Genomic DNA, 26,926 nt, shown 5'->3' with positions numbered 1-26,926 from the left:
TTAGTCCCTCAGGTGTGTTATCTCAGAAGAACCCTCGTAGCCCCTAAGTCTGAAGAGGGCAATTATGAGGCCAAGCCCCACTGCCACCTCAGAGGCAGCCACGGCAAGTATAAAGAGGGCAAATACCTGCCCCTCTATACCACCCACAATCCTGTCCACGCTCACAAGGGCTAGATTCACTCCGTTCAGCATGAGCTCTGTGCTTATAAGCAGTGTTATAAGGTTCTTCCTTATGATAACACCGAGAAGACCAGAAAGGAACAAAAATATGCTTATGAGCATATAAGCTTTTTCTATGGTCACTCCTCTTTCCTCCCGAGAAGTATGGCTCCTATCATGGCGGTCAATAGTATAACAGAAGCCACTTCAAGAGGAAAGAGGTAAGTGGAAAATAGGCTTTTACCCACCTCTTTTACATTGTCAGCTCCAGCAGTTCCAACTCTGGCAAAGTTTCCCTTCAGTATGGCGTAAGCAAAGAGGGCAAAGCTGGCAAGGAGAAGGGGAAAGCCAAAAAAGAACTCCCTTTTGTAAAAGCCCTCAAACCTCTTTACCTTTTCCCAGGGTATGGTGGTTATCACCAGCACATAAAAGACCACTATGGCAACCGCATATATGATTAACTGCAGGCCTGCCAGAAGCTCAGCCCTCATATGCAGGAACATACCAGCCACTGCAAGAATAAGACTTATAAAGGAAAGTATGGCATGAACTGGGTTTTTCAGAAAAAGCACCCCCATACTTGAGAGCACTGCCCAGACAGAAAGGAAGGCAAAAATCAGCCACTCCATTGAATCTTCCCCCAGAGCTTTTCCCTGTGCTGGTCATCTATCCATATGCGGTCTGGCTCAGAGCCCCTTCTTTTTTTCCAGTCTATGGCGTTTTCTTCAAGTTCACCCATCCTGAGAACGCCCTCTCGCCTCGTATACCCCGCAAGCTCATGGAGGTCCGTCATGGTAAGACAGCCAACCGGACAGGCATCCACGCATAGCCCGCAGAAAAGGCAGTTGAGCAGGTTCATGTCAAAACGCACCACCCTCTTTGAGCCATCGGGCATCTGCACCGCCTCTATCCTGAAAAGAGTGGGCATGGGACAGGCGGTCTGACACATATAACAGGCAACGCACCTGCTCTTGCCCTTCTCGTAGCTCATGAACTTTTCTATGGCTTTTAGAGAGTCCGGCTCAGTGCCGTCCCAGACAAAGTGTCCGTGAGCTCCTCTGTATCGCTTTGGGGGGGTGAGCTTTTCCAGAGGATAGTTGGTGGTTATGGGTTTCCTGAAGAGGTTTGTCAGGGTCACGGAAAGACCCTTTATAAAGTCCACGAACAAAACTGTTTCCAACAGGTTAAGAAAAGCCTTCCTGTCTACTTTCTTTATGCCCATAGTGGGCTATTATTTTAAGGCAAGCCAGGCAGTTATGCAAAAGTTTATGACATATTTCACTCTGTTAAACTCAGTTTTCTGTATAGCCAGCTCACGCCAAGAAAACCTCTCTTGACTGCATACTCCACTCTGTCTCCCACCTGTGCCCTCATGTAGAAACCCTCAGAGACCTTAAAGCTGTCACACCACTTACTTTTATGAAGCTCTGCGAGCACCACTCTGTGCCCACCTCTGATAAGGTGGTATTTTCTTGCTATTGTATCTCTTTTGAACTCTGGCTCAGACCTGTCAAAGTATCCGTTCACCCAAGTGAGAAAGAAGAGGCTTATCATGGGTATGCATACCAGACAGATAAAGAAAGTCTTAAGAATCACCCTCTGCCCGAGCGTGGGACCTCCAGTCAGGAAAAGAACAGAGGCTGTGTAGAGAATGACAATGGGCATCAGTATTTTAAAGCCAGCCAGCAGAATTTCATGGTCGCAGACATGGTCATACCTGTAAAAGCCAAGAAAAAAGCCCGCAATGCTCAAGAGTATGGTGGCAAAGATCGGTAGCTTCAGAGTGAGCCAGCCCCTGAGAGTTTCTCTGTAGACCTCTGCAGAGGGCACGGCGTCTATGGTTTTTCCAAGGTCTGCCATTATTTTAAAGGCTTCTAAAACTGCCTCCTTGCTCACCACCTTTCTGAACCTGTCCATACCGCCCAGATGCCAGCAGAGGATGAGTTTCTTGCCCTTTATCTCAACAGAGCTCAGACCGGGCAGGTCAAAGAGCTTTTTGACCATATCCTTAAAATCCTCCCTGCCAAGTAGCTTCTCAGCCCACTGGCTGTCCTCATACTCCACGAAGATTCCTTCCATATACCGCCTTCTGAAAAGGATTCTGTCCAGGAGACCCCCACGCCAGAGCCTCAGGTAGCCCAGTGCCTGAACTTCAAGGCTTACTTTGAAGGCATAAAGCCCCCGTCCTCCCTCTGTGAAAAGCCTAAATTTCTTGCCATCAGCTTCAAGCTCTGCAACGGGAAAGATAAGCCACCTGTAGCCCGTGTGTTTTGCCCCTATGGAGTTGTAAAAGTCAAAGAGCTCACGCCTGTGCCTGCCATAGCCAAAATACCAAAGGAGAAACAGCAGAGTCAGGAGGAGAGAAGGCAGGACGTATTCAATCTTTGCACTCCACAGCCCCAAGGTCATACCCTCCCACCTGAGTGATTTTTACCCTTATCATATCTCCGGTCTTTAGCTCTCCTTCTGTCTCTAAGTAAGTTATTCCGTCCACTTCTGGTGCCTGAGCGTATATCCTGCCAACAGGAATATAGCCAAACTCATCATCAAAACCATCAATAATTAGCTCAAGTTCCCTGCCCACAAACTCTTCGTTTTTCTTACGAGTTATGCTCTCCTGAAGGCTGAGAAGCTCTGTCTTTCTTCTTTCTTTTTCCTCCGCCGACCAGGGGTCTCCCAGAGGAAAAGCATGCGTGCCCTCCTCCTGAGAGTAGGTAAAGACACCTAACCAGTGGAAGTGCCCCTCGGAGACAAACTCTAAAAGCCTCCTGAAGTCCTCCTCGGTCTCTGTGGGATAGCCCACTATGAAGGTGGTTCTCAGCACCGCCTGAGGAAGCTTTTTCCTTATCTTCTCTACAAGCCCCCTTACAAAGGACTCGTCATAGCCCCTTCTCATGCTTCTGAGCACCTCGGAGCTTATGTGCTGGAGGGGCATGTCAAAGTAAGGAAGTAGCTTTTCAGAATCAGCCATAAGGGAGATGAGCTCTTCCTCTACCTCTGTGGGATACAGATACAGGAGCCTTATCCACCTTATGCCCTCTATCTTTTCAAGCTCCTGCAGAAGTTTTACCAGTGCACCCTTTCCGTAGATGTCCCTTCCGTAGTAAGTGGTGTCCTGAGAGACTACGCACAGCTCCTTTACTTCCCTTTCTGCCAGATATCTGGCTTCCCGGAGGACTTCTTCCATGGGCTTTGAGCGATGTTTCCCCCTTATGAGAGGAATGGCACAGAAGGAGCAGAGCCTGTTGCATCCTTCAGCAATCTTCAGATAGGCATAGGAACTGGGCGTGGTAAGAACCCTTTCTGACCTCTCTGCAGACTCAAGACCGAGGAACTTCAGCACTTCATTCCAGCTTTCTGTTCCAAAGTATGCCATCACCTCTGGAATCTCCTTCTGCAGCTCTTCTCTGTATCTCTGCACCAGACAGCCCATTACTATAACCTTCTTCTTTTCAGAAAACTCCAGGATTGTTTCTATGGCTTCCGCCTTTGCAGGCTCTATAAAACCGCAGGTGTTTATCACTATAACATCCGCATTTCTAGGGTCGCTTACCAATCTTGCACCACCGCCCTTCAACTTTCCGAGGAGCACCTCCGTATCCACAAGATTCTTGGCACAGCCAAGGCTTATAACACCTACCTTCATCACTCCTCCATATCAAGCTCTGAGTCTATCCTGAAAAGGTTGGCATTGTGGAAAGCATCATACATGACATATTTTCTGTAGGGGTTGTCTTTCAGGGCTTCTCTTATCTCGTCTATACTCTTGCCCTGTTCCTTCAGCCTTTTTATATCTTCCCTGAGGAACTGCGCATAGCCAAGGGTAAAGTCAACGGCGGACATATCCATGGGCTCGTTGTGTCCTCCAAGGAGAACTTTTGCGTCCATCTTCTTTATCTTCTGAAGAGCTTCCACAAGCCCCTTTGAGCTCGCCCCCCTGTCTCCCATAAAGGGAATACGGTCCTTCAGCACGAGGTCTCCCGTAAACAGAACCTTCTCTGTGGGCATGTAAACTACGAGGTCGTTGTCCGTATGGGCAGGTCCCATGTAAACTATCTCAAAGGTCTTTCTCCCTGCCTTCAACGTATACCTGTCCTCTACTACCACATCAGGTGGGACAAGGTCCACATTTTTGAAGAGCTCTCCAAACCTCTGCTTTGCACCCTCAAGGGCAAGCCTTGCCTCACCCGACTGGTAGAACTCCATCAGCTTTTTATGAGCCACAATCTTGGCTCCGAGGTCTCTATAGCTCTTCGCTCCATACCAGTGGTCTGGGTGGTAGTGGGTTATTATGGCGTATTTTACGGGAGCCTTCTTTACCCTCATCAGGTTTTGCACAAACTCCCTTGAAAGCTCAGGAGTTGAAAGGGCATCTACAACCACCCAGCCTTCCTCTGTAAGCACTGCAAAGGCATTGGACATAAAGCCCCTGTTTTCTAAAGAAGGCAGTGCATCCACACCCCGGACCATGTAAATGTCCTTCTGCACTCTTCTGAGTTTCATCTCCGGCGCCATGGCGTAGGCAATAAAGACCAGTAAAAAAGCCAGCTTCAGGTATCGCATGACTGCCTCCTCTATTTTTCCTTATTCTTCTGTGTTAATAAACTTACAAACAGGTTTATCATGTTGTCAAACTTCTGGTTGAGATGTCTTATCTCCGCCTTTAGCTCCTGTTTATCTCTTTCCTGCTTCTCCTCAAGCCGGTGAAAATAACTCAACAACTTTTGCTTGTCCCTTTCCTGCTTTTCAAGAATGCTTGCGGTTCTTTCGTCCACTATGTTGTATAAGAGCTCCATGCTATATGATTTTATTACCTTCAAGGTATTCCGCAAGTATGCTGACCATCTGCAACTCTTCATCCGTTTTCAGCACAAGGACCTTTATGGTGCTTTCCTCTGAGCTTATCACCTTACAGCTCTTCCTGTTTGCATCAATGTCAAGCCTTACACCCAAAAAGGCAAGCCTTCTACAGAGCTCCTCTCTCACTTCAGGGCTGTTCTCCCCTATGCCCCCAGAGAACACAAGAGCATCCACATTCCCCTCAAGAAGAAACCAGTAGGCACCCACATACTTTACAAGCCTGTGAAGGAAAGCCCTGAAGGCAAGGTCTGCCCTTTCATCTCCTCCTTTTTTCATAGCCATGAGCTCCTCAAAGCTGGAAACTCCCGCTATGGCTCTTATACCAGCCTCCCGGTAGAGTTTTCTTTCCAGCTCTTCCACTGGCATTCCGGAGCGGAGCATGTAAAGAAGGACACCCGCATCCACGTCCCCAGGTCTTGAGACCATGAGAAGGCCCTCAAGGGGCGTAAAACCCATAGAAGTATCCACCGACGCACCTTCCTTTACCGCACAGACGCTGCACCCCTGCCCCAAGTGCATCATTATAAGGCTGGGACTTTTCTTCTTGAGAAGCTCTTCAGATTTACTCAGGAGGTAGGAGTAAGATATGCCGTGAAAGCCATACTTCTTTATGCCTTGGCTGTATAGCTGGTAGTCCACTCCGTAAAGCCTTGCGTATTCGGGTATGCTCCTGTGAAAGTCTGTGTCAAAAATGGCGTAATGCTCGCTATTTCCAAAAAGCTGAAGGCTCAAACTTATGCCCTCAAAAGCTATGGAGTTGTGGAGGGGGTTTATGCGGGTGAGTTCTTCCAGAATCTTGAGCGTCTCCTCTGTTATCCGCATGGGGCTTTCGTGTTCCATGCCGTGCACTACCCTGTGGAGGACATACTGAGGGTGCTCTGGCAGACTTTCTGCAATCTGGTGTATTAGAGATGGCAGTTCCTCTATGCATGTCAGACTTTTCTTCTGTCTGAGAAGCTCCCTATCTTCAGAAAACATAGCATACTTAAGGGAGGAACTTCCGTAATTCAGGCACAAGAAAGTTCTCGTCGGAAAACTCCGGGTCATCTACTCCCTCCTCGTAGGCATGCTTTAAAGCCCTTATCTGCATGTCCTTTAGAAGGTCTATGTATTTTCCTCCTTTTGCCTGCAGTGTGGGCGTTCTCTGAATCACGTCTATGGCTATACTGAAACGGTCTATCTGGTTTATTATGGCAAGCTGGAGGGGCGTGGTAATACCACCCCTTCCCCTGAGGAAGGGCTGTATCTGGGTGGCGTCTATGCCGAACCTTCTGTTTTCCCTGTAGCCTCTCACATGGAGGTTTTTGTGGTTCTTCCTGCGGTAGGTGAGCCTGTGTATAAGCCACGGATATCCGTGGAAGTTGAAGATTATGGGTCTGTCTGTGGTAAAGTAGGCGTCAAAGTCCCTGTCGGGGAGACCGTCGGGATGCTCGCTATCGGGAGTAAGCCTGAAGAGGTTGACCACGTTCACAAACCTGATGGCAAGGTCGGGGAAAAACTCCCTCAGAATAAAAGAGGCACATACCCCCTCCTTGGTGGGTATGTCACCACAGCTTGCGAGCACCACATCGGGTTCTCTATCCGTGTGCGTGCTTGCAAAGTCAAATATTCCTATGCCCTTTATGGCATGCCTATAAGCCCCCTCATAGCTCAGATACTGGGGATGGACCTGTTTGTCCACCACTATGATGTTTACCCTGTTGGTGGATTTAAGGCACAGCTCCGCAGTTGCCAGAAGGGTGTTAGCATCGCAGGGAAAGTAGAGCCTGACCACATTGGGCCACTTGTCCACTATGCTGTTTATAAACCCGGGGTCCTGATGGGTAAAGCCGTTGTGGTCCTGCCTCCAGACCACGGAGGTAAGAAGGAGGTTGAGAGAGCTTATGGGTGCCCTCCATGGCACATCCAGTGAAATGTCCAGCCACTTTCCAAACTGGTTTACCATGGAGGTTATTATGGGGGCAAAGCCCTCGTAGGTGCTCAGAATTCCATGCCTGCCTGTAAGCAGGTATCCCTCCAGCCAGCCCTCCACCGTATGTTCTGAGAGCATCTCCATCACCCTGCCCACGGGGCTGAGATGACCTTCGTCTTCGTCTACCGGTAGCCTTTCCAGCATCCATGCCTTTCCCTCCTCAAAGGTGGGATGGAGTCTGTTGGAGGCGGTCTCATCAGGACCAAAGACCCTGAAGCTGCGGGGATTTCTCTTCAGAACTTCCCTCAGATAGTATCCCAGAGGGAGAGTGTTGCTGTGAAGTGTAAACTTTTCCACCTCAAACCTCTCGGCCTCTGGCAGTTCAAGGGGCTTTCTCAGCAGTCCACCGTTGGCGTAGGGCGTGTCTCCAAGCCTTCTGCCCTCCTCGGGAAAGACCTCACGACAGTCTATGAGGGGCTTTCCCTCTGCGTCAAAGAGCTCCTGAGGTCCGTAGCTCCTGAGCCACTCTTCAAGAAGACGCAGGCTTTCGGGATTTTCGTGCACCTCTGACAGGGGAACCTGATGGGACCTCCAGTAGCCCTCAATGTATCTTCCCCTAAATTCCTTTGGTGCAGTCCATCCCTTGGGAGTCTTGAGGACTATGGCGGGAAGCACGGGTCTTATAGCCTTTCCTCTGAGCTCCATGAGCCTTTCAAAGGCGGTCTCCACAGCCTGAAGCATCTGACCCATCACCTCTTCAGGCTCCTCTCCCTCCACCCAGAGGGGCTCATAGCCGTAGCCTCTCAGAAGGCTTATGAGCTCTTCCCTTGGAATCCTCGCAAACAGGGTGGGGTTGTTTATCTTGTAGCCGTTTAGTGATAGCACTGGCAAAACCAGCCCATCCCTCTGGGGGTTGAGGAACTTGCTAGAATGCCAGGCGGTGGCGAGCGGTCCAGTCTCCGCCTCACCATCACCCACTATGGCAACTGCCACGAGGTCAGGGTTGTCAAAGACAGCACCGAAGGCGTGAGATAGGCTATAGCCAAGCTCTCCTCCCTCCTGTATGGAGCCCGGAAGCTCGGGAGTGCAGTGGCTACCAAGACCACCGGGAAAGGAAAAGGACTTAAAAAGTTTCTTCATACCCTCTGCGTCCCTTGAAAACTCCGGATAGAAGCTGGTAAGAGTTCCCTCAAGGTAGAGAGGCGCTATGTATCCGGGTGCTCCATGTCCGGGACCCACCACAAGAAGGGAGTTCACAGAGTATCTTCTGAGTGTATAGCTTGCAGCCAGATACACAAGGCTTATGTTGGGGCTTGCTCCCCAGTGTCCCAGCAGTCTTCTCTTAAGGTGTTCTCTCTTGAGGGGCTCCTTCAGAAGGGGATTGTCCCTCAGATAAATCATCCCCACAGCCAGATAGTTGCACGCTCTGAAGGCTCTTAACAGCTCTTTCATAACCCACCTCCTCCAGCCACTCTTCAAATCTCTTACCTTCCATTATAGATGAGAGCATGGAGCTCTCTAAGTTGTTCATGTATTCCGGAATAAGGTCTCTTCTGAGCCTGAAGGTTCTCTCTATGGAGTGCCACAGCTCCCACAGGCTTATGAGCTGATGGTTGCCCGAGAGAAGCACCTCAGGCACCTTCATCCCCATGAACTCTGCAGGTCTGGTGTATACGGGTGCACCCAGCCATCTTCTGAAAGAGTCTTTTCTTATACTCTCAGGCTCGCCAAGGACTCCCGGTAGAAGCCTTGCTATGCCTTCAAGAAGCACAAGAGCCAGAAGCTCACCCCCAGCCAGCACAAAGTCCCCTAAGGATAGCTCCTCATCCGCCAGCGCGCTGACCCTCTCATCCAGCCCCTCATACCTCCCGCATATGACTGCAATGCTCTCCAACTTTGATAGCCTGTCAAGGTCTGCCTGAGTGAGCCTTCTGCCCCAAGGCTGTGGGATTATGGTGTGGGGCTTGCCAAAGTTTTTCATTACATGCTCGTATGCTCCGAAGACAGGCTCTGGCTTTATCACCATACCCGGATGTCCGCCGTAGGCGTTATCATCCACCTGTCTCTTGTGAGCAAAGTCTCTCAGGTCAAGGACAAAAAGCTCAAGGGCACCCTTTTTTAGAGCCTGTTTTACTATGCCGTAGCTGGCGTAGCATTCAATGACCTGAGGGAAGATGGTGAAAACAAAGAACTTCATCTGAGAAAGTTCTCCACCATGATCCTTGCCCTCTCCTGACTGAAACGGTAGTATATGTCTATGGTTGTCTTTACATTTGAGTGTCCTGCAAACTCCTTTACCACCTCTGCAGGAAAGCCTGAGTTTACAAGGTTCGTTATGTATGTATGCCTGAAGCTATGCACAGAAAAGGGAATGCCCAGTCTTTGAGAAAGCCTGTTGGTATAGACCTGCAAAGAACCTGCCTTTACCATAATGAAAGCATCGTAATCCTGAAGCCAGTAATCAAGCTTTTCGTTTATGCTCATGGTCTCCTCTTTTGATGGACCCATTATGGGAACCAGTCTTTCCTTCCCCCTCTTGGTTACCTCCGCAGGCAGTCTCAGCCAGTATATATTGTTCCTGTCCCTCTGAAAGAACTCCCTTCTGAGCTGGGCATATTCAGAAAGCCTTATACCACTGTATAGAAGAAGGCTATATACACGCTCGTACTTTGTATTTCTTACCGTTTCAAAGATTTTGCTCAATTCTTCCTTGCTGAGAGCTTTCGGGCTTTTCTGCGACCTGGAGCCTGAAAGGTCTTCCCTTATCTCTTCAATAACTGCTTCAAGCTCGGAGAACTGTTCCTTGCTAAGCCATCCCCTTCTAAAGGCGAATTTATAAAAATGCTTTATAGCAGAGAGGTGGGTCAGAAGAGAGGTTACAGAAAGCTCAGAGGAGTCAATGTATGAAAAAACCTTCATGGGTTCAATTTCGAGAAGATTCATGCCCTTACCTACATGTTTCTGAAAAGAGGCAAGACACATGCTGTAGGTGATTACAGTCCTTTGGCTCTTTGTCCTGCTCAGGCTCTTAACCCAGAGGTCTAAAAGCCCGTCCATGGTCTTATTAATTTTATTCCTTCTTCTTTCTCTTCTCCAGTTCCATGCGAAGGGTAGATAGTTCCATTTCCTTGCTTAGTAACTCTCTGTCTTTGTCCAGCACAACCCTCTGGAGTTCCAGCTCCTTCTGGTTCAGAATATGCTCCTTCTCTCTCAGTTCTTCTTGAAGCCTTTTGATTACTTCTTCCTTCTCTTCTATTATCCCCTTTAACTTCTGGTTTTCCAGCTCCTTTTCTCTGCATCTTTCCTTAGTGTTTTCAAGCTCTTTCAATAAAAACTCCATCTCCTTCTCCCTTATAGCAAGGAGCGTATAAAGACTTGAGAGTTCATGAAGAAGTTGTTCTTTCTGCTGTTCCTTCTGCATAAGTGCGGACATGTATGTGGCTATTAAACTACCTTCAAGGGTTGATTTCAGCCCCTCAAGGTTTGATTGAAGGCTCCTGTTTCTATCTTCCTGAACCTCTCTAAAACCTCTTATGTGTTCCAGCTCTTCCTGAGTAAGGTAAACATACCATATACCATCTTCCTCCTTGCCTCCCTTCAAGACCCCGGCCCTTATACGATTCTTTACCGTGTTGAGAGACAGGTCCATGAGCTGGGCGTATTCGGATGCCTTCACTTTGACAAATCCCCTGTCATTCTCCATGACAGCCTCCTTTCAATATTTTGACAGAATTTTATAATGTCTGATGTCAGATGTCAACAGATGTCAGTTAAACAGACCCGCTCCGTCTGTGTTAATATAATTGCTATTATATTAGCTATCCTCTCACAATCCTCGGCAGCCTCCACCCATAAACAATTGCAAGTATACGCAGTATGAGGGTACTGAGGGTGCATGCTAGTGAGGAAAGGGTAATATTCTGAATGATTTCCATACTTACATAAAAGACCACTGACCCGATTATGCTACATGTGGCGTAGAAGTCTTCTTTCAGCACCCATGGGACCCGTCTGAGAAGTATGTCCCCTATTGCACCTCCACCTACGCCAGTGATGGTGGCGAGGAGCACAACACCATAAAAGGACACACCTGTGCTGTAAGCCAGAATAGCACCCGTGGTGGTAAAGGCTGACAGCCCTACGGCATCAAGTAAGAGAAAGGCATACCTGTTTTCAAGCTGTCTTTTGATTCTTGTGTGAAGAAGCAGTGATATGAGAACACCCAAAAGGGCAAGGCTCATGTCATAGGGTGATAGGAGAGCGTTTGGAATCTTTCCCACCATTATGTCCCTGAGCATACCTCCACCAAGAGCAGTTACCACACCTAGAGTGGCTATTCCAAGAAGGTCAAGCCCTTCCCTTATTCCTTTGAGGGCACCAGCTACTGAAAATGTAACTATACCCACCAAGTTTGTGAGTTGAAAAAGCTGGTCAACATCAACGGGCACTACCATATTTTAATCTCTCTTACGACTCTAAACCGGAGGCTTCCAAAATTGGCAGCTAAAACCTCACCTGTAAGAATTACAGGACTATTTAGCGGATACCTTTCAATCCCACAATTGGCGGCTAAAACTAAAGAAATCCCCATCAAGAATTGACTTTCCTTTTACCCTTTTCAAAGGGAAAAAAGCAGAGAAAGTAAAAGGCTTCTGTCTGTTGTAAGAGTACCAGACCCTATAAAACAGCTCACCATCCTCTGAGCTCCTTTTTATTGATTCTTTGACCAGAGACAAAAGTCCCTGCCTGAAGTTATGTGGCACCTCCACGCCCCTCTTCAACTCTATATCACAGGAAAGTCTCATGACCCCTCCTGCGGTTGTAAGTATACACCACTCAGGAAACCACGTCAAGATTGAGAGATAATGTTTTTGTATTGGTCTACCAATACTCTTCTTATCCTTTCCAGAAGCTCTTTATCCTCCACTTCCACCATCGCCCTTTTTGTCTCAGGGTTATACTCAGGCATGGATATGAAGAAGCCCCCGTTCCTTGCTTCATAGAGCCTTATCCCCCTTATAAGTATCTTCCCATCAAGTCTTACATCTGCGTAGGCAAGAAGGCGTGGTTTCCTTGTGGACACTTCAAAGGGATAAAAGTCCACAAGCTCCACTTTCATACTCTCTGCTTTTGAAGCTTTGAGTATTTTTCAAGAGCCAGTCTTTTCCTCAGCCCGTTCAACCTGTCAAGGAATGTTATACCCAAAAGGTGGTCCATCTCGTGCTGAAAAACTATGGCAGGAAAGCCCTCAAGCTCGTATTCTTTCTCTTCCCCATTCAGGTCAAGAGCCTTCACCCTTAACTTGCTGTGCCTTTCTACCTCTACCGTAAGCCCAGGGAAAGAAAGACAACCCTCTCTGTATTTTGTGTTTCCCTCTGCGGATATAACCTCCGGGTTTATAAGAACCAGCTTCAGAGGTGGGCTCTCCTTCTTGGGCGTGGTGTCTATCACCATAATTCTAAGGCTCACCCCTATCTGATTGGCAGCAAGCCCCACACCTTCCGCATGATACATGGTCTCAAACATATCTCTGACAAGTTCTTTTATCTCCCTGTCTATGGCGTCCACCTTCTTAGTTGGAGTCTTCAAAGCAGGATGAGGGAATGTCAGTATCTCTCTTACCATAAGGGTAAAAGTTTATGCCGTCTTTCAGCAGTTTCAAGTCCTGCCCTATGTTGCACCACTGTTGCAACATGCAACATATGAGTTAAGACATACTCCTTTAAAAGACCTTATATTCCTTGCTTTAAAAACAGCTCAGTATGGCACTCTGTTTGCATATGTATAAAATGAAAACCTTTAAAGGAGGTGGAATCATGGCAACACTCAGCAAGCTCAAAGACTTAATGTCGCTGCCCGGTGCAGTGGCAGCAGGAGAGTTCACCGATGATGGTAGGCTGCTTGCCTACTATGGAAACATAACAGAAAAGGCTGCAGAAATCGCAGCCATGATGTGTGCCGCCAACAAGCTCATGGGCAACATGCAGGCGAAGGGCTGGAGTGCTTACACGGGTCAGGATGGTTTTTATCCAGTCTATGGCTTTGCGGTTGCTGGCGGTAAATACGCTGCCTGCATAATGGGCAACGTGGGCGTATTTGTAGAGCTTGACAAGGCGGACTTTGACAAGACCTTTGAAACCCTTTCCAAGTATATCTAAAAGGAGGTGAAAGCCATGGTAAACCTTGACAGGCTTATGAAAATTAAAGGTGTCTGGGCTGCAGGAGAGTTTACCAACGACGGCAAGCTGGTTGCCTACAAGGGCAACATTTCCGAAGAGCACGCAGCAATGGCAGCGGAGATGTGCGCCGCAAACAACATGATGGCAAAGATGCAGGCAGACGGTTACACAGCCTTCTCCGGTCAGGAGTGGACCCCACTGCATGGATGGGCTCTTACCGGTCCTAAATATTCCGTATGCGTAATGGGTAACGTGGGCGTCTTTGTAAACAACGACGAAGTTTCCTTCAACGAGGTTTTCAAGGCACTCAGGGAAGAGGCAGGCAAGTGACCGCCACAGGGGAAGGTCCTGAGCCTTCCCTCCTTTTTATTACTGGAGGCCAGTATGTGGAGAACCCTCTTTATTAGTGCTTTTCTGGTGGGAGGGTTTTTGAGTAGTCTCTATGCCAGTGAACAGCTGGCAAGGCAGAGGGGATGTATGGCATGCCATGATGTGAAGGCAAAAAAGGTGGGACCCAGTTATACGGACATAGCCAAGAAGTATAAAGGCAGACAGGATACAGTGGATTATCTCACAGAGAAGACTCTGAAAGGCAGCGCCGGTGTATGGGGTAATGTGCCCATGCCACCGCAGAAAATACCAGAAGCAGAAGCAAGACAGATAGTCCAGTGGATACTTTCACTAGAATAGGAGGTTAAGAATGCACAGGTTTCTGTCAGAAGAATGGATGAGGGCTTACATGGAAGAATGGAACAGAAACGAAAAGCTCAAATCTGACCTCAAGGACTTTTCCGCTACCATAAAGTATTTCATAGAGGGTAAAGAGGGCGATGCAGTAGAGCTTATAGTGGAAAAGGGTGTGGCAAAATCCGCCGGAAGGGCAAACGCCCACAAATATGACTTTGAGCTCTGGGCAAGCCCGGAAAACTGGAAAAAGCTGGCAACTGGGGATATGGGTCCCCGTGCAGCAATGTTGACAAAAAGGCTGAAGTTCAAGGGTTCCATGATAACCGCCATGAAATACATGTCAGCCTTTGAGGAGAGCCTCAGGATGATGTCAAAGGTGCCCACAAGCTGGGATTTATAATTTTGCTATGGATTTTTCCTTCCTTGAGGGGCTTTTTGACGGTGTTCTTGTAATAGATGAAAACTTTCATGTGGTATATGCCAACAGCTCTGCAAAGAGGCTTTTGGGAGTTCAGGAGCTTGAAGGGAAAAGCTGTATAGGCCTTTTCTCCATATGCAAAAACTGCCCCTTTGGGTATGTAAGGGAGGAGGGGGAAGGGGTTCAGGTCTACGACGTGGAGACATCAAGTTCAAAGCATGCCTGCTGGAGCATGTCGCCCCTTTACGAAGGGGATAGGTTTGTGGGGGTTCTTGAGGTCTTCAGAGATGTGAGTAACGTGGTTCACTGTATAGTGGAGGCCGAGCGTCAGAGAACATACAAGGAAACCATACTGAACTCCATAGTGGAAGCCATACTGGTGCTTGACCCAGAGGGCAATGTGGTGGAGCATAACAGGGTTGCAAGAAGGATGCTCTGTAGAGAGGAAGGAGAAACACTGGCAGGTAGAAACATAAAAGAGCTTATAAACCTCTCCCTTCAGGAGCTCCCTCCAGAGGGCGAGAGGGCAGACATATTCGTGGAAACACCCTGTGGAAGGCAAAGAGCATCTCTTCTCATTTCTCCCATGTCCTCTGGATTTGGTTATGTGGCATCTCTTTATGTGGTTAACGAGGTATCTATATGTGAGCTGGGTGAGGAGGAAACCATCATAACCAAGAGTCCCGCCTTCCAGAAGGTGCTGGACACGGTAAAGACCGTCTCAGATTATGATGTGAACATCCTTCTTGAAGGAGAGACGGGCGCTGGCAAGAGTCTTCTTGCAAGATATATACATTACCTATCTCCCAGGAGGGATGGTCCCTTTGTCAAGGTCAACTGCGCCGCCATACCCGAGAGCCTTCTTGAGGCAGAGCTATTCGGATACATGAGGGGAGCTTTCACTGGTGCGGTCAAAGACAAACCCGGCAAGGTGGAGCTTGCGGATGGTGGCACCCTGTTTCTGGACGAGATTGGTGATATGCCCATGCATCTTCAGGCGAAGATTCTTCATCTGGTGCAGGAGAAGGAGTTTGAAAGGCTCGGAGATACCAGAACAAGAAGGGCAAACGTGCGTATAGTAGCCTCCACCAACAGAAACCTCAGGGAACTGATAAGACAGGGGCAATTTAGAGAGGACCTTTACTACAGGCTAAGCGTTGTAAGACTGTATCTACCTCCCCTCAGAGAGAGGAAAGAAGATATACCAGCCCTTGTGAACCACTTTTTAGAGAAGTATTCAAGAAAATACTCAAGAAAGATAAGAGGAATATCTTCTGAAGCCCTGAGGCTTCTCCTTTCCTACCACTTCCCCGGTAATGTGCGGGAGCTTGAAAACATTATAGAGCGTGCGGTCATCACCTGCAGGGGGAGTTTCATAAATGTGGAAGACATTCAGATAGAGGTGGAAGCTGCAGAGGGCGACCGGGATGAAGAAAGAGAGAGAATAAAAAGGATTCTTGAACAGGTGGGAGGAAACAGAAGCCTTGCGGCAAAGATGCTCGGCATGCACAGAACCACCCTCTGGAGGAAGCTAAAAGAACTGGGTATGGGTTAAAATATACAACCATGGAAATAGTGGCAAAAAGCCTTCGCATTGAGGTAATCGGAGAAATAGAAAGATGCCACGATGGTGAAAATTCCAAGTTCTACTGTCTTCCAGTAAGGATTCATTTTGAAAACGGAGAGGTAAAAGAATACATGTTGAGAGCCCACGGAGAGCCAAAAACTCTTAAGGATTTTCTGGAGAACAAAAAGGGCTTGAGGGATAGAATGGAAAGGTCCTTCGGACTTACAAAAGCTGGCAAAGTCCTCTATATAGGCTACTCATCCCAGGAGGCTTCTGACAGCTGATATGTCCTGAGCTATCTGCCTCTTTAGTTCCTCCGGGCTGGAGAACCTTTTCTCCTCTCTGATAAACTTCAGGAACTCCACCTTTATCTCCTTACCTTTCAAGTTCCCTTCAAAGTCAAGGAGATGGACTTCAAGAACCTTTCTCTTTCCTCCAAAGGTTGGTCTTACCCCATAGTTGGCAACACCCATGAAATTATCTTCAACTCTGACTGCATACACACCCTCCTTTAGGCAGAGGTTTTCTGTATTTTCAAGGTTTGCGGTTGGAAAGCCAAGAGAGGAACCTCTTCTGTCTCCACTTACAACCCTTCTTCTCAGGGCATAGTTCCTCCCCAGATAAAGAGCAGACTCTTTAAGCCTTCCCATGTGTAGCAGTCTTCTTATCAGAGTGCTGCTTACCACATGACCGTTTATCCTGAAAGGCTCAGTCTCTTCCACATGAAAACCCATTTCTCTTCCCAGCTCCTTGGCAAGCTCTATTTCACCCTCGCGTCTGTATCCAAACCTCCAGTCGTAGCCTACCACAAGATGCCTGCACTTTAGCCTTTCCCAGAGAACCTCCCTTATAAACTCCTCGGCGGAGAGCCTTGAAAACCTCCTGTCAAACTTCACGAAGACAACCCAGTCCACCCCCTCATCAACCATCAGCTTTGCCCTTTCCCACAAGTCCGTGAGCTCACAGGGTGCCTGCGCCGGGCTCAGTATTTTGAGAGGATGGGGGTAAAAGGACAGGACAAGGCTTCTCAGCCCCTTTTCTCTTGCCCTTGATATAACCCTTTCCAGAAGATGTTTATGTCCCCTATGAACGCCATCAAAATTCCCAACAGTGACCACAGAAGGTTCTTTTAACTCTTCCACACACTTCAGGCCTTTCAGACAACCACTCTGGCTTGTCTTCAGACAGATTACCTTTTCCATAACTTTCTTATCCTCTCCCAGAAGCTGAGTTCTTGAGTTAGCTCTATCTTTTCCTCCACCACAAACCTGTCCATGTAATCGTCTAGGAGCAGAAACCTGTCGCAGACTTTCCGGAGGTGGTAAGAGCTCGTCCTTTTGAAGGTGGCGTTCTCAACCCTTTTACCTATCCTCTGCACCTCTTCCACCGTATAGGAGAAATCGCTGTCTCCGCTTACCAGCACCGCAGTGTCGTAGGTGTTCATGTATGCCATGCTGAGCATGTCTGTTGCCAGCATTATATCCACCTCTTTTTCTATGTATTCACCAGAGGGAAGTCTTCTGAGCTTCGCCAGTTTTACCTTTATGCCCTGGAGTGAGAGCTCTTCAAGAAACCTCCTCTGTCTCAGATAGCTTTCCCACTCGGGGCTGTTCTTTTTTATGTCCTTTTCCTGGGGCACAGCACCGTAGAAGTAAGCTCTTATTAGCCTTCTGTCCTCTCTGAGGAACTCTACCAGCTTCTGATAGTCTATTTTTATGTTCATATACCTTATGGCATGAAAGAGGTTGGAGCCGTCTATGAATATGAGGACCCTTTCATAGTTCATAGAGCAAACCGCATATAGCAGGCAAGCCCATCTATCCTCTTCTGGACCTCCTCCGAGAGAACTGTCTTCACTCTGGCTCTTTCCTCTAGGGCAAGCTCAATCACCTCATTTATTACATCAGGCACAGCATACACCTTTTCCTCTGCAGGACATTCTGGCTCTAAGAGTGGGAGGCGGGACCTTTCACAGACATAGCCTGGCTTATGAAAGCTCTCAGGGACAAGAAGGAGCCGAACATTACCATTGTATAGCTGCTGGAGAACCTTTGAAGTGCCGTTGACTGCAAGACCCTTGCCCTCCATTTCTTTGAGTTCATCAAGCAGCCTAAACTCTTCTTCTCTACTCTTCTGGATAAGCAAGTGGTAAACCTTTTCTTTCAGCTCTGTGTCCTCCACGTAGGAGGGGTTAATGTTTATGTATCCCACAAGCCTTTCCAGAAGGTATGGGTGCAGGTGGTTCTCAATCTCTCTTACATCTTCTCTGTCAGAGCCAATTATTAGCCTGTCAAACTTGCTCTCTTTCCATGCCTCCATGAGGGCATCTCCTGCAATCTTGAAAAGCCTGTGCCTTTCTTCCTTTATCCTCATGTTAAACCTGTATTCGCCAAAGGAGTGCTGGACCATGTCTGGACCACCTATTCTGGATGGCATGGAGAACTTCATGGTGCCCTCTGCACCCTTCAGCATACTTCCCCCAGAGTGGAACCTGTGTGCTCTCGTTGCCAGAGGCTCTACAAAGTCCAGAACCTCCTCAACTCCTTCAAGGTCCATGAGGAAAAACCTCACATGCTTCCTGTCTATAAGGAGTATTCCTATCCTGCCAAGCTCTTCATCAATGGTGGCTATTTCCCTTATTAAAGGGTCCTGGGATAGCATAAGTCTGTTTCTGTAAGTGTATGGGAGTTTTATGACCTCAAAGAGTCCCCTGGCGGATGAGGAGAAGAGGGCAATACCCCTACATCCCTTGAGGTTTTCAGGCTCTGAAAGGAAGGCCTCCATTTTCTTAAAGTCCTCTTCAACGGACTTCAGCACATCATCCTTGAGTCCCCATCCTTCTGAGTATTCCTTCTGAGCTTTAACAAGGTCCTTAAAGGTCCTGAGATACTTTCTGTCAGTTCTTTCCTCCACTCCAAGCCTGAGATAGAGGTTTGTTACCATGTAACCATCGGGTCTGAAGCTCAAAAGCCTTTCAATAGCGTCTTTCAGGCTTTTCATCAACTACCTCCTCATTGATTTCCTTTAATCCTTATATTTTACCAGAAGCTCCCTGGCGTATCTGTCCTTGGTCTTGTCCTCCTCACCCCATAGCATGCCTATCACCTTCCATCTTTTTACTCCACCAAAGGTAAAGTATATCCTCCCGCCCATGGGCTTTAACTTGAAGACATTTCTGTATCCCTTCATGACCTCAAACCTCTCGTCCCTGTCCTTCATGTTCAGTAGCATGAGCTCTCTGAGAAACTCCCTTTTTGCAACCCTGTCAAGCTCCAAAAATTCCCTTATCGCTCTCTCTTCAAACTCTATGTTTTCAAACAGGAAGGAAAACACTTCCTCATAGACTTCCTTCCTGTTCTCTACCTGCTTGAGAAGGTTTTCTACCTCCACCTCAAGCCTTTCCCTTTCTCTCCTTTCCTGTTCAAACTTCTTCAGGAGGTCCTCGTATTTTTTACTTATCTCCATGTTTTCTCTTGATAGTTCCTCTAAAAGTTCCTGCATCTGTATGAGCTCTCTGGAAAGCCTTTTCCTCTCCTGTCTTAATCTTGATACTTCCTCTTTTCCTCCCTTTGGCTCTACATCCTGTATAGCTTCGAGCATCTCAAAGAGTTCTCTGTTTATTTTTGTAAGTCTTTCAAGCCTATCTGTGTATTCAGTGAGTTTTCTCTGATTCTCCTGAAGCTTCTGGACCAGAATTTCCCTCTCACGCTCAAGCTCTTCCTTCTCTGCGAGCTCTTCCTCCCTCAGCCTTCTGAATTCCCTCTCTATGATCTCCTTCTCCCTGGAAAGCCTCTCTGCGAGGTCTTTTGAAAGGTTTATCTGCTCAAGAAGTCTTCTGAGTTCTGCGTCATTCCTTCTAAGCTCTTCCTCAAGCCTCCTTCTTTCCTCCTCAAGCCTTCTCGTTCTTCTTTCCATGGGAGATTCAAAAAGCCATATAAGGGAAACGGTCAGCAAAAGAGGTGGAAGAAACTGGGTTATGACCTCATAGTCTTCTCTCAAGAATGAAAGTCCTACAACCTGAAAGAGGGAAACGTATGCAAGCCAGATTACTGTTCTCTCTCTGTATCCAAAAAGCCAGGCCAGGTAAAGAGCTGAAACAAAGGATGCTACCATGAGAATATCTTCCATCTGATAGGGGAATAGGGGGACTGGCAGGAAGGTGGACAGGTAATGAAGTATGAAGTTGTAGGATACTATGAGGAAAAGCAGTTTCAGAGCCTCTCTCAGCATAGACTATAATATAGCCCATGGAAGCCTTTGATAGACTCCTGAATATCATGGAAGAGCTACGCTCAAAATGTCCCTGGGACAGGTCTCAGACACACCAGAGCCTGAAAAAATACCTTGTAGAGGAAGCCTATGAACTCCTTGATGCCATAGACTCGGGTGATGACAAGAAGCTGAAAGAAGAGCTTGGAGACCTTCTGCTTCAGGTGGTTTTCCACTCTCAGATAGCTAAGGAGAGGTCTGCCTTTGACATAAAGGATGTGATAGAAGGGCTCAGCAAAAAGCTCGTAGACCGCCACCCTCATGTCTTTGGCTGTGAAAGCCCGGAAGAGGTTCTCAGAAACTGGGAGGAGAGAAAGCTCAGAGAAAGGGAGAGCGTCCTTGATGGTGTTCCCAGAAATCTTCCAGCTCTTATGAGGTCTCAGAAGCTTCAGGACAGGGCGAGCCTTGTGGGTTTTGACTTTGAAAGACCCGAGCAGGTCATAGAGAAGCTCATGGAGGAGCTACAGGAGTTAAAAGAAGCCATGGCTCTGGGAGATAGAAGAGAGCTGGAGCACGAGCTGGGCGACCTCCTCACTGCGGTGGTGGAGCTTGGGAGGCTTCTGGGGCTGGACGCCGAGCTTTGCCTGCAGAAGGCCAACGACAGGTTTGAAAAAAGGTTCAGGTATATGGAGAGGAGAGCCAGAGAGATGGGCAGGGAGCTAAAGGATATGACCCTTCAGGAGATGGATGTGCTATGGCTTGAGTCTAAAAGTTTTGATTACAGAGAAGACTGCTGACCTTTTTGCCCGTTCTCTCCTCAAAGTATCTTATGCCAGGATTTCCCAGACTGCTGGCGCCGGCTACAAGGTAAGCTCTTTTTCCTATAGCAATTTCCCTCCGCCCCCTTGAGAGAAACTCCCTGAGCCAGTCCATGCTTATACCCCTTCCATCCTGAAGGGTATCTGCAGGCAGGTGGACTATTTCCTCAGCCTCTGTGCTGCCAATAATTAAAAGAAGAGACCTTTCTGGGACTATCTCCGTCTGAAGTGTGGCTGAAACACGATTTTTCAGAAGAAGCTCCTCATAATCTTCTGGCACAAGAAAGGTGGGACTGCAGAGGTTGTCTGGCGTATCAAGAGGCTCGTCTCTGAGCCCCTCTGTGAGTATAACTTTTAGACCTCCCTTGTTGAAGTATATGACCCTTCCCACCTTCTCTTCCGGGTCCGCCTTCAGAAGACCTTTTATGGAAGGAGAGTAGGGTCGGACAAAGGAAGGGACTGTCTGACCTGCTACCTCCAGCCTTCCCTGAAGGAGCCGCCAGTTTATGAACCCAAACTCCCATTCCCTGCAGGAAAGACCAAGCTCACCCTGTGCAAAGAGCCTTATCTCCTTTATAAAACTCAGCTCCTCTTTGCTTCCAGGTCTCCTTCCGCCAGAAGATAGGAGGTCCCAGTGCACATCTCCCTTTTTCTGTTTGAAAAGTCCGTAAATGCATCCGCAGTAGTCCTGATGATAAAACTGAAGCTCTTTAGAGAGCCTGAACATCTCCTGAGTGCCACCACCCTTGCGATAGTCCAGAGGGAGAAACTGTATGCCCGAGCCCTCACATACCTTTTCACCACTTTCTTTTAGCATGAGAAACTCCTTCTTGGGGCTCATGAGAAGGGTTGTGGTCAGGTGGGTTGCACCCACCTCCTTTGCAAACTCAAGGCTCCTGAGAAGCCTGTAGTCAAAGCATATGGCGCACCTCCTGCCTCTTTCTGGCTCCTCCTCATAGCCCTTTACCGCAGATAGCCAGTTTTCCAGGTCATACTCACCTTCATGGAGCTCTATGCCCAGCTCCCTGCAGGCCCTGTGGGTTTCCAGAAGCCTCAGTCTGTATTCTTCGTAGGGGTGGATGTTGGGGTCGTAGAAAAAGCCCACAAGCTGTGCATGAGGATGGTCCTCTCTCAGCCTTTTGAGAAAGTAAACCGCATCAGGAGCACAGCAGATGTGAACCAGAATCTTCATTTTTTACCCTTTACATATTGCTCCCAGTTCTCAGGATTAAAGGGAGATAGCTCTCTGAGCAGTTTCACTGTCTTTGGAAACTCCTCTATAACGTATTCTACGTCTTCCTCCGTGTTTTCCCTTCCAAAACTGAAAACTATGGAGCCGTTTGCCACCTCTTTTGGAACACCTACCGCAAAGAGCACATGAGATTGCTTCAGGGCGAGGGATACACAGGCGGAACCAGAGGCCGTCTCTATGCCCATGAGGTCAAGCCTGAGAAGCATAGCCTCCCCCTCTATAAGATGCACGATCAGAGATAGGTGGTGTGGTAATCTCTGGATGGGATGCCCAGTAAACTCTATCATCTCAAGCCTTTCTTCCAGACCCTTTCTGAGCCTGTCTCTGTAAGAAGACAGCCTCTGCATCCTGTCAGATAATTCTCTCATGGCAAGCTCGCATGCAGCGCCGAAGCCCACTATGCCCGGCACGTTCTCAGTTCCCGCTCTGACCCCCCTTTCCTGAGTTCCACCCTCAATGAGTGGTCTTATCTTCACGCCCTTCCTCGTCCAGAGGGCTCCCACGCCCTTGGGTCCATACATGAGATGGGCGGTAAAGGATGCAGCATCCACGCCCCAGTCCTTAAGGTCTACAGGGTAGTGTCCCAGTGTGGGGCAGGCGTCCGTATGGAATATAACCTTTGGGTTCTTCTCCTTTGCAGCCCGGACAAGCTCCTTTATGTTCTGTATGGTTCCTATTTCCCTGTTGGAATGTCCTATACTCACCAGCACCGTATCGGGCCGGATGGCATCAGCCAGCTGCTGAGGGTCTATGAGGCCGTAGTTATCGGGCTTTAGGTATGTAACTTCCCAACCTTTCTTTTCAAGGCTCTTGAGGGGGTGGAGAATAGAGTGGTGTTCAATCTCTGTGGTGACTATGTGCCTTCCCTTTTTTTCATATGCCTCCGCTATACCCTTTATGGCAAGGTTGTTTGCCTCTATACCACCAGAAGTAAAGATGAGTTCCTCTGGAGAGTTTGCGTTGGTAAGACTTGCCAGCTTTTCACGGGCTTCGTTTATGGCCTTCTTTGCCACCTGTCCAAAACTGTGCAGGGATGTGGGATTTCCAAAGTTTTCCCTGAAGTAGGGAAGCATGGCATGCAGGACTTCTTCTGCCACAGGCGTTGTGGCTATGTGGTCAAGGTAAACAACCCTTTTTCCTGCTTTTTTTACAAACATTTTTTACCTCCTTTCTGTTATGTCGCTTATAAGTTTTGCTATGCTTATAAAGGCCCTTGCGGTGTCTGAGTCGGGATGGCTTTCCACTACGGGCACCCCCAGGTCTGAAGTCTCCGCAAGCTCAGGGTCAACGGGTATGGAGCCAAGGATCTTCAGTCCGTATGCGGTCGCAAATTCTGCCACCCTTCCCTTTCCAAATATGTAATACTTTTTACCGCTGTCGGGACAGATAAAGTATGCCATGTTCTCTATAACACCCAGAACTGGTATCTGAACCTCCTTGAACATGGCAACCGCCTTCTTCACATCCGCCAGAGCCACATCCTGAGGAGTTGTAACCACCACTGCACCCCCCATGTGCACGTTCTGAGCCAGTGTGAGCTGAACATCCCCCGTGCCAGGCGGAAGGTCAAGAACAAGGTAATCAAGCTCTCCCCATTTAACGTCAAAGAGGAACTGGGTCAGGGCCTTCATAAGCATGGGACCACGCCATATAACCGGGGTATCTTCGGAGGGAAGTAAAAAGCCTATAGACAGCAGCTTTATTCCGTATTTCTCCACCGGTATAATCCTGTTTCCTTCATCCACATGGACCCTTTCACCCTTTACCCCCATTATGGTGGGGATGCTTGGTCCGTATATGTCCGCATCAAGAAGACCTACTCTGTAGCCCAGCTTTGAAAGGGCGAGGGCAAGGTTTGCAGATACGGTGGACTTTCCTACGCCGCCCTTTCCACTGCCCACTGCTATCAGATGCTTTATGCCCGGCACCCTCCTTCTGGTAAAGGCAGGTGCACCCATGACAGGCTGTGCAGGAACATCCTCCACAAACCTTACCTTGATGTCTTCTACATCAGGCACCCTCTCAAGGGCATTTCTTGTCTTTTCAACTATATCTTCCTCAAGCCCCTTTTGAGGAAGCCTGTAGACTATCTCAAGGGTTCTACCTATAAGTTTTATGTCCTTGACAAGCTCAGAGAGCCTTGAGTTGTTAACAACCGTATCCCTTAGAGCCTCCATAACATCCTTTACTGCCATTTTCTCCTCCTGAAGTTTAGGCATAATATAATTCTTACTGCTGACCCTGCTATGAGGATTATCAACAAGGAGAGATAGGATGAACTATGTGCCACACCTGATAAGTTATCTGAGTGCAAGCGAGGATATAACAGAGGTATACCTGGTGCCAAAGGCCTTTATAACGGAAAAGAGGGGTCAGAAACTCATAAAGGTATCCGACGCCCTTCTCACCCCTGAGGACATAAGGGATACGCTGGTTGCCCTCAGAAGCCATACACCCTTTGCTCTGGGTCCACTTGGAAGGGAGGGGATGTTTTCCTTTGGTCTTCAGAATGTGGGAAGGTTCAGGGTCAAATACATAACCCAGAGGGGTAGCTATGTGGTTTACATACTTAAAACACCCTACCATATACCGCCCCTTGGCAGGCTGTGCCCTGACAAAAATAGTGCCGGAAGGCTTGATGAGATATTGAGGCTATACAGCTCTGGCTTTGTTGTATTTCAGGGGAAAAATCATGCCCTTGTGAACACGCTCATATATTCCCTTCTGCAGAATATATGTGATAACTACAGCAGGGTTGTGTTCATTCTTGAGTCGCCTCTTACCTTCCTGCTCAGGCATGGGCAGTCTCTTGTAATTCAGAGGGAGGTCGGCGTGGATGTTGACACCTTTGAAGAGGGTCTTAAGGATGCCTTTTACATGAACCCCAACGTGCTTTTCATGGGCTACAGGGAGGTGATACCATCCAGAGATATGGAATACATGCTCAGGCTTGCTGAAAATACGCTACTTCTGCTAAATATGCCCGTAGTTGATAAAACCTTTCTTGAGCTTTCTGAACCTCTTCTCAGGTCATGGGTATATGTGAACAGCGATGCAGATGGAACGGTCTCCCTTACTTTTAGAGGCACAGAACCTCAGGCTCTGGAAAGCCGTTAAAGTCTGCTGCGTAAACAGTAGTATAGGCACCGGCGGAGAGTATGTATAAGTAGTCCCCAACTTCTGGCTCAGGCAGCGGCACCATGCGTGCCACCACATCCATGCTGTCGCAGGAGACACCTCCAATAGTCCATTCCTTAAGCTCTCCCTCCTTCTCCAGATAGAAGGGGTATCTTATTCCCCCCAGAGCCTCCGCAAGCCCGTTAAAGACGCCCGTGTCTATGTATAGCCAGTTCTCATCACCTCTCCTCGCTTTTCCTATAACTCTGCAGACCATTATGCCCTGGTCTCCCACAATGCCCCTTCCTGGCTCTATCTGAAGCTCATGGGGGAGAGAGGGCATGAACTTCTGCAAAAGACCCTTTACGTAGTAGGCTATATCCTCTATCCTGAGGGCCTCGTAGGTGTATCTTACAGGAATACCTCCGCCCATGTTTAGCATCTGAAGCCTCAGCCCTCTGAGTTTTGACTTCTGCCAGAGTTCACTTACCCTCTTTATACCGATTAGCCAGTTTCTGAAGTTGTTGCACTGCGAGCCCACATGAAAGGTTATGCCATATGGCACAAGACCCTTATTCTGTGCGTATTCTAATATATCAAGGGCCATATCCACATCCACGCCGAACTTCTTTGAAAGTGGCCAGTCGCTTCCCTCGTTGGGAACCACCAGCCTCACATAAACTCTTGACCTGGGAGCTACCTTTGATATCTTGTCCACCTCAGTAAAAGAGTCCACCACAAACCTGTTAATCCCCTTTCTGTAGGCGTAATCTATGAAATCCATGGGCTTTATGGGATTGCTGGATATGACCCTTTCTGGCTTTACTCCCAGGCTAAGAACTTTCTGTAGCTCTTGAGAGGAAGCTACCTCAAAGCCAGAGCCAAGCTCTGCAAGGGTTTTAAGAACATCCATGTGGTCGTTGGCTTTGACTGCGTAGTAAACCTTAAACTGGGAAAAGTGATACTTTACCTCAATGTATCTGCTCTTTATACCCTGCAGGTCCATAAGGAGCACAGGAGTTTTATCTGGCTTTAAATGTGGAAGGATATGCTCCCTTTCGGAGAGGAATTCTCGAAAGTATCTGCGAGAATTCTCATACTGTAGAGATAGGGGGTCTATGGTTTCCTTAAGCATTATGGCATATAATATAATCCATACGGCCCGTAGCTCAACTGGACAGAGCGTGGGACTACGGATCCCAAGGTTGCGGGTTCGACTCCCGCCGGGCTGGTTTTCATTGACTTTTCATAAACTGACCTTTAAAATTTTCTTTAAATTCACTCAGGAGGTGAAGTCATGAAAAAAGTGCTTTCAGGCGCTCTTACGTTTGCAGTGGTCGCTCTAGCCCAGCCAAAGATTGAGTTAAAGGATGCATGGGTAAGAGAGGTGCCTCCCACCTCCAAGATGTCCGCAGCCTATATGGTGATTGAAAACAAGGGTAAGGAGGCAGACAGACTTCTTGATGCCTCTAACAACGCCTCTGAGATAACTGAGCTTCATGAAACTGCAGAAGGTAAAATGAGAAGGGTAAGGGCTATTGAGGTTCCGGCTGGTGGTAAAGTAGAGCTAAAGCCAGGCGGTCTTCACATAATGCTCATAAACCTCAAAAAGCCACTGAAGGAGGGCGACACGGTAGAGCTCACTCTCAAGTTTGAAAAATCCGGTGAAGTGAAGGTGCAGGCACCTGTAAGGAAAGGAATGGGGGGTCAAATGCACCAGCACAGGCATGGATACTGAGCTTTCTCAT

At 48.1% G+C, this 26,926-nt stretch carries 32 protein-coding genes and 1 tRNA gene; 10 read left to right on the top strand and 23 right to left on the bottom strand.

Features of this window, described 5'->3' with window-relative positions:
* From nuoK to def, 15 genes are all read right to left on the bottom strand, one after another.
* A complete protein-coding gene (gene nuoK, locus ACKRDP_RS08455) occupies nt 1-303 on the bottom strand; it encodes an NADH-quinone oxidoreductase subunit NuoK (protein ID WP_409154323.1) in 303 nt (100 codons plus the stop codon).
* Nucleotides 300-788 carry an NADH-quinone oxidoreductase subunit J family protein gene (locus ACKRDP_RS08450; RefSeq protein WP_409154322.1) on the bottom strand — a complete coding sequence of 163 codons (489 nt, stop codon included), beginning with the start codon at nt 786-788 and terminating at the stop codon, nt 300-302. The genes nuoK and ACKRDP_RS08450 overlap by 4 nt, the downstream gene beginning before the upstream one ends.
* Complete coding sequence (locus ACKRDP_RS08445; protein WP_409154321.1) at nt 776-1,381, bottom strand: NuoI/complex I 23 kDa subunit family protein; 606 nt, start codon at nt 1,379-1,381, stop codon at nt 776-778. The genes ACKRDP_RS08450 and ACKRDP_RS08445 overlap by 13 nt, the downstream gene beginning before the upstream one ends.
* Before the next feature lie 56 nt (nt 1,382-1,437).
* Nucleotides 1,438-2,568 (bottom strand): hypothetical protein, encoded by a 1,131-nt coding sequence (locus tag ACKRDP_RS08440; RefSeq protein WP_409154320.1) that lies wholly within the window; start codon nt 2,566-2,568, stop codon nt 1,438-1,440.
* Nucleotides 2,537-3,805: a 30S ribosomal protein S12 methylthiotransferase RimO gene (rimO, locus tag ACKRDP_RS08435; RefSeq protein WP_409154319.1), complete on the bottom strand. Its 1,269-nt coding sequence runs from the start codon at nt 3,803-3,805 to the stop codon at nt 2,537-2,539. The genes ACKRDP_RS08440 and rimO overlap by 32 nt, the downstream gene beginning before the upstream one ends.
* A complete protein-coding gene (locus ACKRDP_RS08430) occupies nt 3,805-4,722 on the bottom strand; it encodes an MBL fold metallo-hydrolase (protein ID WP_409154318.1) in 918 nt (305 codons plus the stop codon). The genes rimO and ACKRDP_RS08430 overlap by 1 nt, the downstream gene beginning before the upstream one ends.
* Nucleotides 4,723-4,733: 11 nt before the next feature.
* Complete coding sequence (locus ACKRDP_RS08425; RefSeq protein ID WP_409154317.1) at nt 4,734-4,955, bottom strand: hypothetical protein; 222 nt, start codon at nt 4,953-4,955, stop codon at nt 4,734-4,736.
* A 1-nt stretch (nt 4,956) separates the two neighbouring features.
* A complete protein-coding gene (locus ACKRDP_RS08420; protein WP_409154316.1) occupies nt 4,957-5,997 on the bottom strand; it encodes an acetate/propionate family kinase in 1,041 nt (346 codons plus the stop codon).
* A 7-nt stretch (nt 5,998-6,004) separates the two neighbouring features.
* Nucleotides 6,005-8,383, bottom strand: a complete 2,379-nt coding sequence (locus tag ACKRDP_RS08415; RefSeq protein ID WP_409154315.1) for a phosphoketolase family protein — start codon at nt 8,381-8,383, stop codon at nt 6,005-6,007.
* Entirely contained in the window at nt 8,274-9,128 is an 855-nt protein-coding gene (trmD, locus tag ACKRDP_RS08410) for a tRNA (guanosine(37)-N1)-methyltransferase TrmD (protein WP_409154314.1), read from the bottom strand. The genes ACKRDP_RS08415 and trmD overlap by 110 nt, the downstream gene beginning before the upstream one ends.
* Nucleotides 9,125-9,988, bottom strand: coding sequence for a tyrosine-type recombinase/integrase (locus ACKRDP_RS08405; RefSeq protein ID WP_409154313.1), 864 nt, complete (start codon nt 9,986-9,988; stop codon nt 9,125-9,127). Before ACKRDP_RS08405 ends, trmD begins: the two co-directional genes overlap by 4 nt.
* 13 nt (nt 9,989-10,001) lie before the next feature.
* Nucleotides 10,002-10,634 carry a hypothetical protein gene (locus ACKRDP_RS08400; RefSeq protein WP_409154312.1) on the bottom strand — a complete coding sequence of 211 codons (633 nt, stop codon included), beginning with the start codon at nt 10,632-10,634 and terminating at the stop codon, nt 10,002-10,004.
* Nucleotides 10,635-10,749: 115 nt separating this feature from the next.
* Complete coding sequence (locus tag ACKRDP_RS08395; RefSeq protein WP_409154311.1) at nt 10,750-11,385, bottom strand: trimeric intracellular cation channel family protein; 636 nt, start codon at nt 11,383-11,385, stop codon at nt 10,750-10,752.
* Between the two features lie 395 nt (nt 11,386-11,780).
* Entirely contained in the window at nt 11,781-12,050 is a 270-nt protein-coding gene (locus ACKRDP_RS08390; protein ID WP_409154310.1) for a septation protein SpoVG family protein, read from the bottom strand.
* On the bottom strand, nt 12,047-12,556 hold the full coding sequence (gene def, locus ACKRDP_RS08385; RefSeq protein WP_409154309.1) for a peptide deformylase: 510 nt from the start codon (nt 12,554-12,556) through the stop codon (nt 12,047-12,049). The genes ACKRDP_RS08390 and def overlap by 4 nt, the downstream gene beginning before the upstream one ends.
* Nucleotides 12,557-12,747: 191 nt before the next feature.
* Here def and ACKRDP_RS08380 point away from each other — a divergent pair, with 191 nt between their 5' ends.
* The 6 genes from ACKRDP_RS08380 to ACKRDP_RS08355 are packed head-to-tail and all read left to right on the top strand — an operon-like array spanning nt 12,748 to nt 16,066.
* Entirely contained in the window at nt 12,748-13,089 is a 342-nt protein-coding gene (locus tag ACKRDP_RS08380; protein ID WP_409154308.1) for a DUF2173 family protein, read from the top strand.
* Nucleotides 13,090-13,104: 15 nt separating this feature from the next.
* Nucleotides 13,105-13,440 carry a DUF2173 family protein gene (locus ACKRDP_RS08375; protein WP_409154307.1) on the top strand — a complete coding sequence of 112 codons (336 nt, stop codon included), beginning with the start codon at nt 13,105-13,107 and terminating at the stop codon, nt 13,438-13,440.
* Between the two features lie 54 nt (nt 13,441-13,494).
* On the top strand, nt 13,495-13,800 hold the full coding sequence (locus ACKRDP_RS08370) for a c-type cytochrome (protein ID WP_409154306.1): 306 nt from the start codon (nt 13,495-13,497) through the stop codon (nt 13,798-13,800).
* A gap of 10 nt (nt 13,801-13,810) precedes the next feature.
* Nucleotides 13,811-14,197, top strand: a complete 387-nt coding sequence (locus ACKRDP_RS08365) for an SCP2 sterol-binding domain-containing protein (protein WP_409154305.1) — start codon at nt 13,811-13,813, stop codon at nt 14,195-14,197.
* Between the two features lie 7 nt (nt 14,198-14,204).
* Complete coding sequence (locus tag ACKRDP_RS08360) at nt 14,205-15,770, top strand: sigma 54-interacting transcriptional regulator (protein WP_409154304.1); 1,566 nt, start codon at nt 14,205-14,207, stop codon at nt 15,768-15,770.
* Nucleotides 15,771-15,781: 11 nt separating this feature from the next.
* A complete protein-coding gene (locus ACKRDP_RS08355; RefSeq protein ID WP_409154303.1) occupies nt 15,782-16,066 on the top strand; it encodes a hypothetical protein in 285 nt (94 codons plus the stop codon).
* Here ACKRDP_RS08355 and ACKRDP_RS08350 read toward each other — a convergent pair.
* Genes ACKRDP_RS08350 through ACKRDP_RS08335 form a run of 4 tightly spaced genes read right to left on the bottom strand, consistent with a single transcriptional unit; the run spans nt 16,040 to nt 20,012 of the window.
* The gene (locus tag ACKRDP_RS08350) at nt 16,040-16,984 is read right to left on the bottom strand and encodes a bifunctional riboflavin kinase/FAD synthetase (protein WP_409154302.1); all 945 of its coding nucleotides are present in this window, start codon (nt 16,982-16,984) and stop codon (nt 16,040-16,042) included. The two genes, ACKRDP_RS08355 and ACKRDP_RS08350, sit on opposite strands and share 27 nt — an antisense overlap.
* Nucleotides 16,972-17,568 (bottom strand): LabA-like NYN domain-containing protein, encoded by a 597-nt coding sequence (locus ACKRDP_RS08345; protein WP_409154301.1) that lies wholly within the window; start codon nt 17,566-17,568, stop codon nt 16,972-16,974. The genes ACKRDP_RS08350 and ACKRDP_RS08345 overlap by 13 nt, the downstream gene beginning before the upstream one ends.
* Nucleotides 17,565-18,782: a baeRF12 domain-containing protein gene (locus ACKRDP_RS08340; RefSeq protein WP_409154300.1), complete on the bottom strand. Its 1,218-nt coding sequence runs from the start codon at nt 18,780-18,782 to the stop codon at nt 17,565-17,567. The genes ACKRDP_RS08345 and ACKRDP_RS08340 overlap by 4 nt, the downstream gene beginning before the upstream one ends.
* A 24-nt stretch (nt 18,783-18,806) precedes the next feature.
* The gene (locus ACKRDP_RS08335; protein ID WP_409154299.1) at nt 18,807-20,012 is read right to left on the bottom strand and encodes a hypothetical protein; all 1,206 of its coding nucleotides are present in this window, start codon (nt 20,010-20,012) and stop codon (nt 18,807-18,809) included.
* 17 nt (nt 20,013-20,029) lie between these two features.
* On the opposite strand from ACKRDP_RS08335, the gene mazG reads away from it, so the two are divergent.
* Complete coding sequence (gene mazG, locus ACKRDP_RS08330) at nt 20,030-20,788, top strand: nucleoside triphosphate pyrophosphohydrolase (RefSeq protein WP_409154298.1); 759 nt, start codon at nt 20,030-20,032, stop codon at nt 20,786-20,788.
* On the opposite strand, the gene ACKRDP_RS08325 is transcribed toward mazG, so the two are convergent.
* From ACKRDP_RS08325 to ACKRDP_RS08315, 3 genes are read right to left on the bottom strand one after another with little or no spacing between them, the layout of a single operon-like run.
* The gene (locus tag ACKRDP_RS08325; RefSeq protein ID WP_409154297.1) at nt 20,757-22,001 is read right to left on the bottom strand and encodes an epoxyqueuosine reductase QueH; all 1,245 of its coding nucleotides are present in this window, start codon (nt 21,999-22,001) and stop codon (nt 20,757-20,759) included. The two genes, mazG and ACKRDP_RS08325, sit on opposite strands and share 32 nt — an antisense overlap.
* Nucleotides 21,998-23,218 carry a cysteine desulfurase family protein gene (locus ACKRDP_RS08320; protein ID WP_409154296.1) on the bottom strand — a complete coding sequence of 407 codons (1,221 nt, stop codon included), beginning with the start codon at nt 23,216-23,218 and terminating at the stop codon, nt 21,998-22,000. The genes ACKRDP_RS08325 and ACKRDP_RS08320 overlap by 4 nt, the downstream gene beginning before the upstream one ends.
* Nucleotides 23,219-23,221: 3 nt before the next feature.
* Nucleotides 23,222-24,256, bottom strand: a complete 1,035-nt coding sequence (locus ACKRDP_RS08315; RefSeq protein ID WP_409154340.1) for an Mrp/NBP35 family ATP-binding protein — start codon at nt 24,254-24,256, stop codon at nt 23,222-23,224.
* 79 nt (nt 24,257-24,335) lie between these two features.
* On the opposite strand from ACKRDP_RS08315, the gene ACKRDP_RS08310 reads away from it, so the two are divergent.
* The gene (locus tag ACKRDP_RS08310) at nt 24,336-25,178 is read left to right on the top strand and encodes a twitching motility protein (protein WP_409154295.1); all 843 of its coding nucleotides are present in this window, start codon (nt 24,336-24,338) and stop codon (nt 25,176-25,178) included.
* Here the strand turns inward: ACKRDP_RS08310 and ACKRDP_RS08305 are convergent.
* Nucleotides 25,141-26,313 carry a type III PLP-dependent enzyme gene (locus tag ACKRDP_RS08305; RefSeq protein WP_409154294.1) on the bottom strand — a complete coding sequence of 391 codons (1,173 nt, stop codon included), beginning with the start codon at nt 26,311-26,313 and terminating at the stop codon, nt 25,141-25,143. The two genes, ACKRDP_RS08310 and ACKRDP_RS08305, sit on opposite strands and share 38 nt — an antisense overlap.
* 23 nt (nt 26,314-26,336) lie before the next feature.
* Here ACKRDP_RS08305 and ACKRDP_RS08300 point away from each other — a divergent pair.
* Nucleotides 26,337-26,410: transfer RNA gene (locus ACKRDP_RS08300), tRNA-Arg, on the top strand.
* Between the two features lie 65 nt (nt 26,411-26,475).
* On the top strand, nt 26,476-26,916 hold the full coding sequence (locus ACKRDP_RS08295; RefSeq protein ID WP_409154293.1) for a copper chaperone PCu(A)C: 441 nt from the start codon (nt 26,476-26,478) through the stop codon (nt 26,914-26,916).
* The last annotated feature ends 10 nt before the right edge of the window (nt 26,917-26,926 follow it).

Source organism: Pampinifervens navoyensis (genome assembly GCF_046159715.1).
Classification (GTDB): domain Bacteria; phylum Aquificota; class Aquificia; order Aquificales; family Aquificaceae; genus Pampinifervens.
This window is presented reverse-complemented; position numbering and strand designations above follow the sequence as displayed.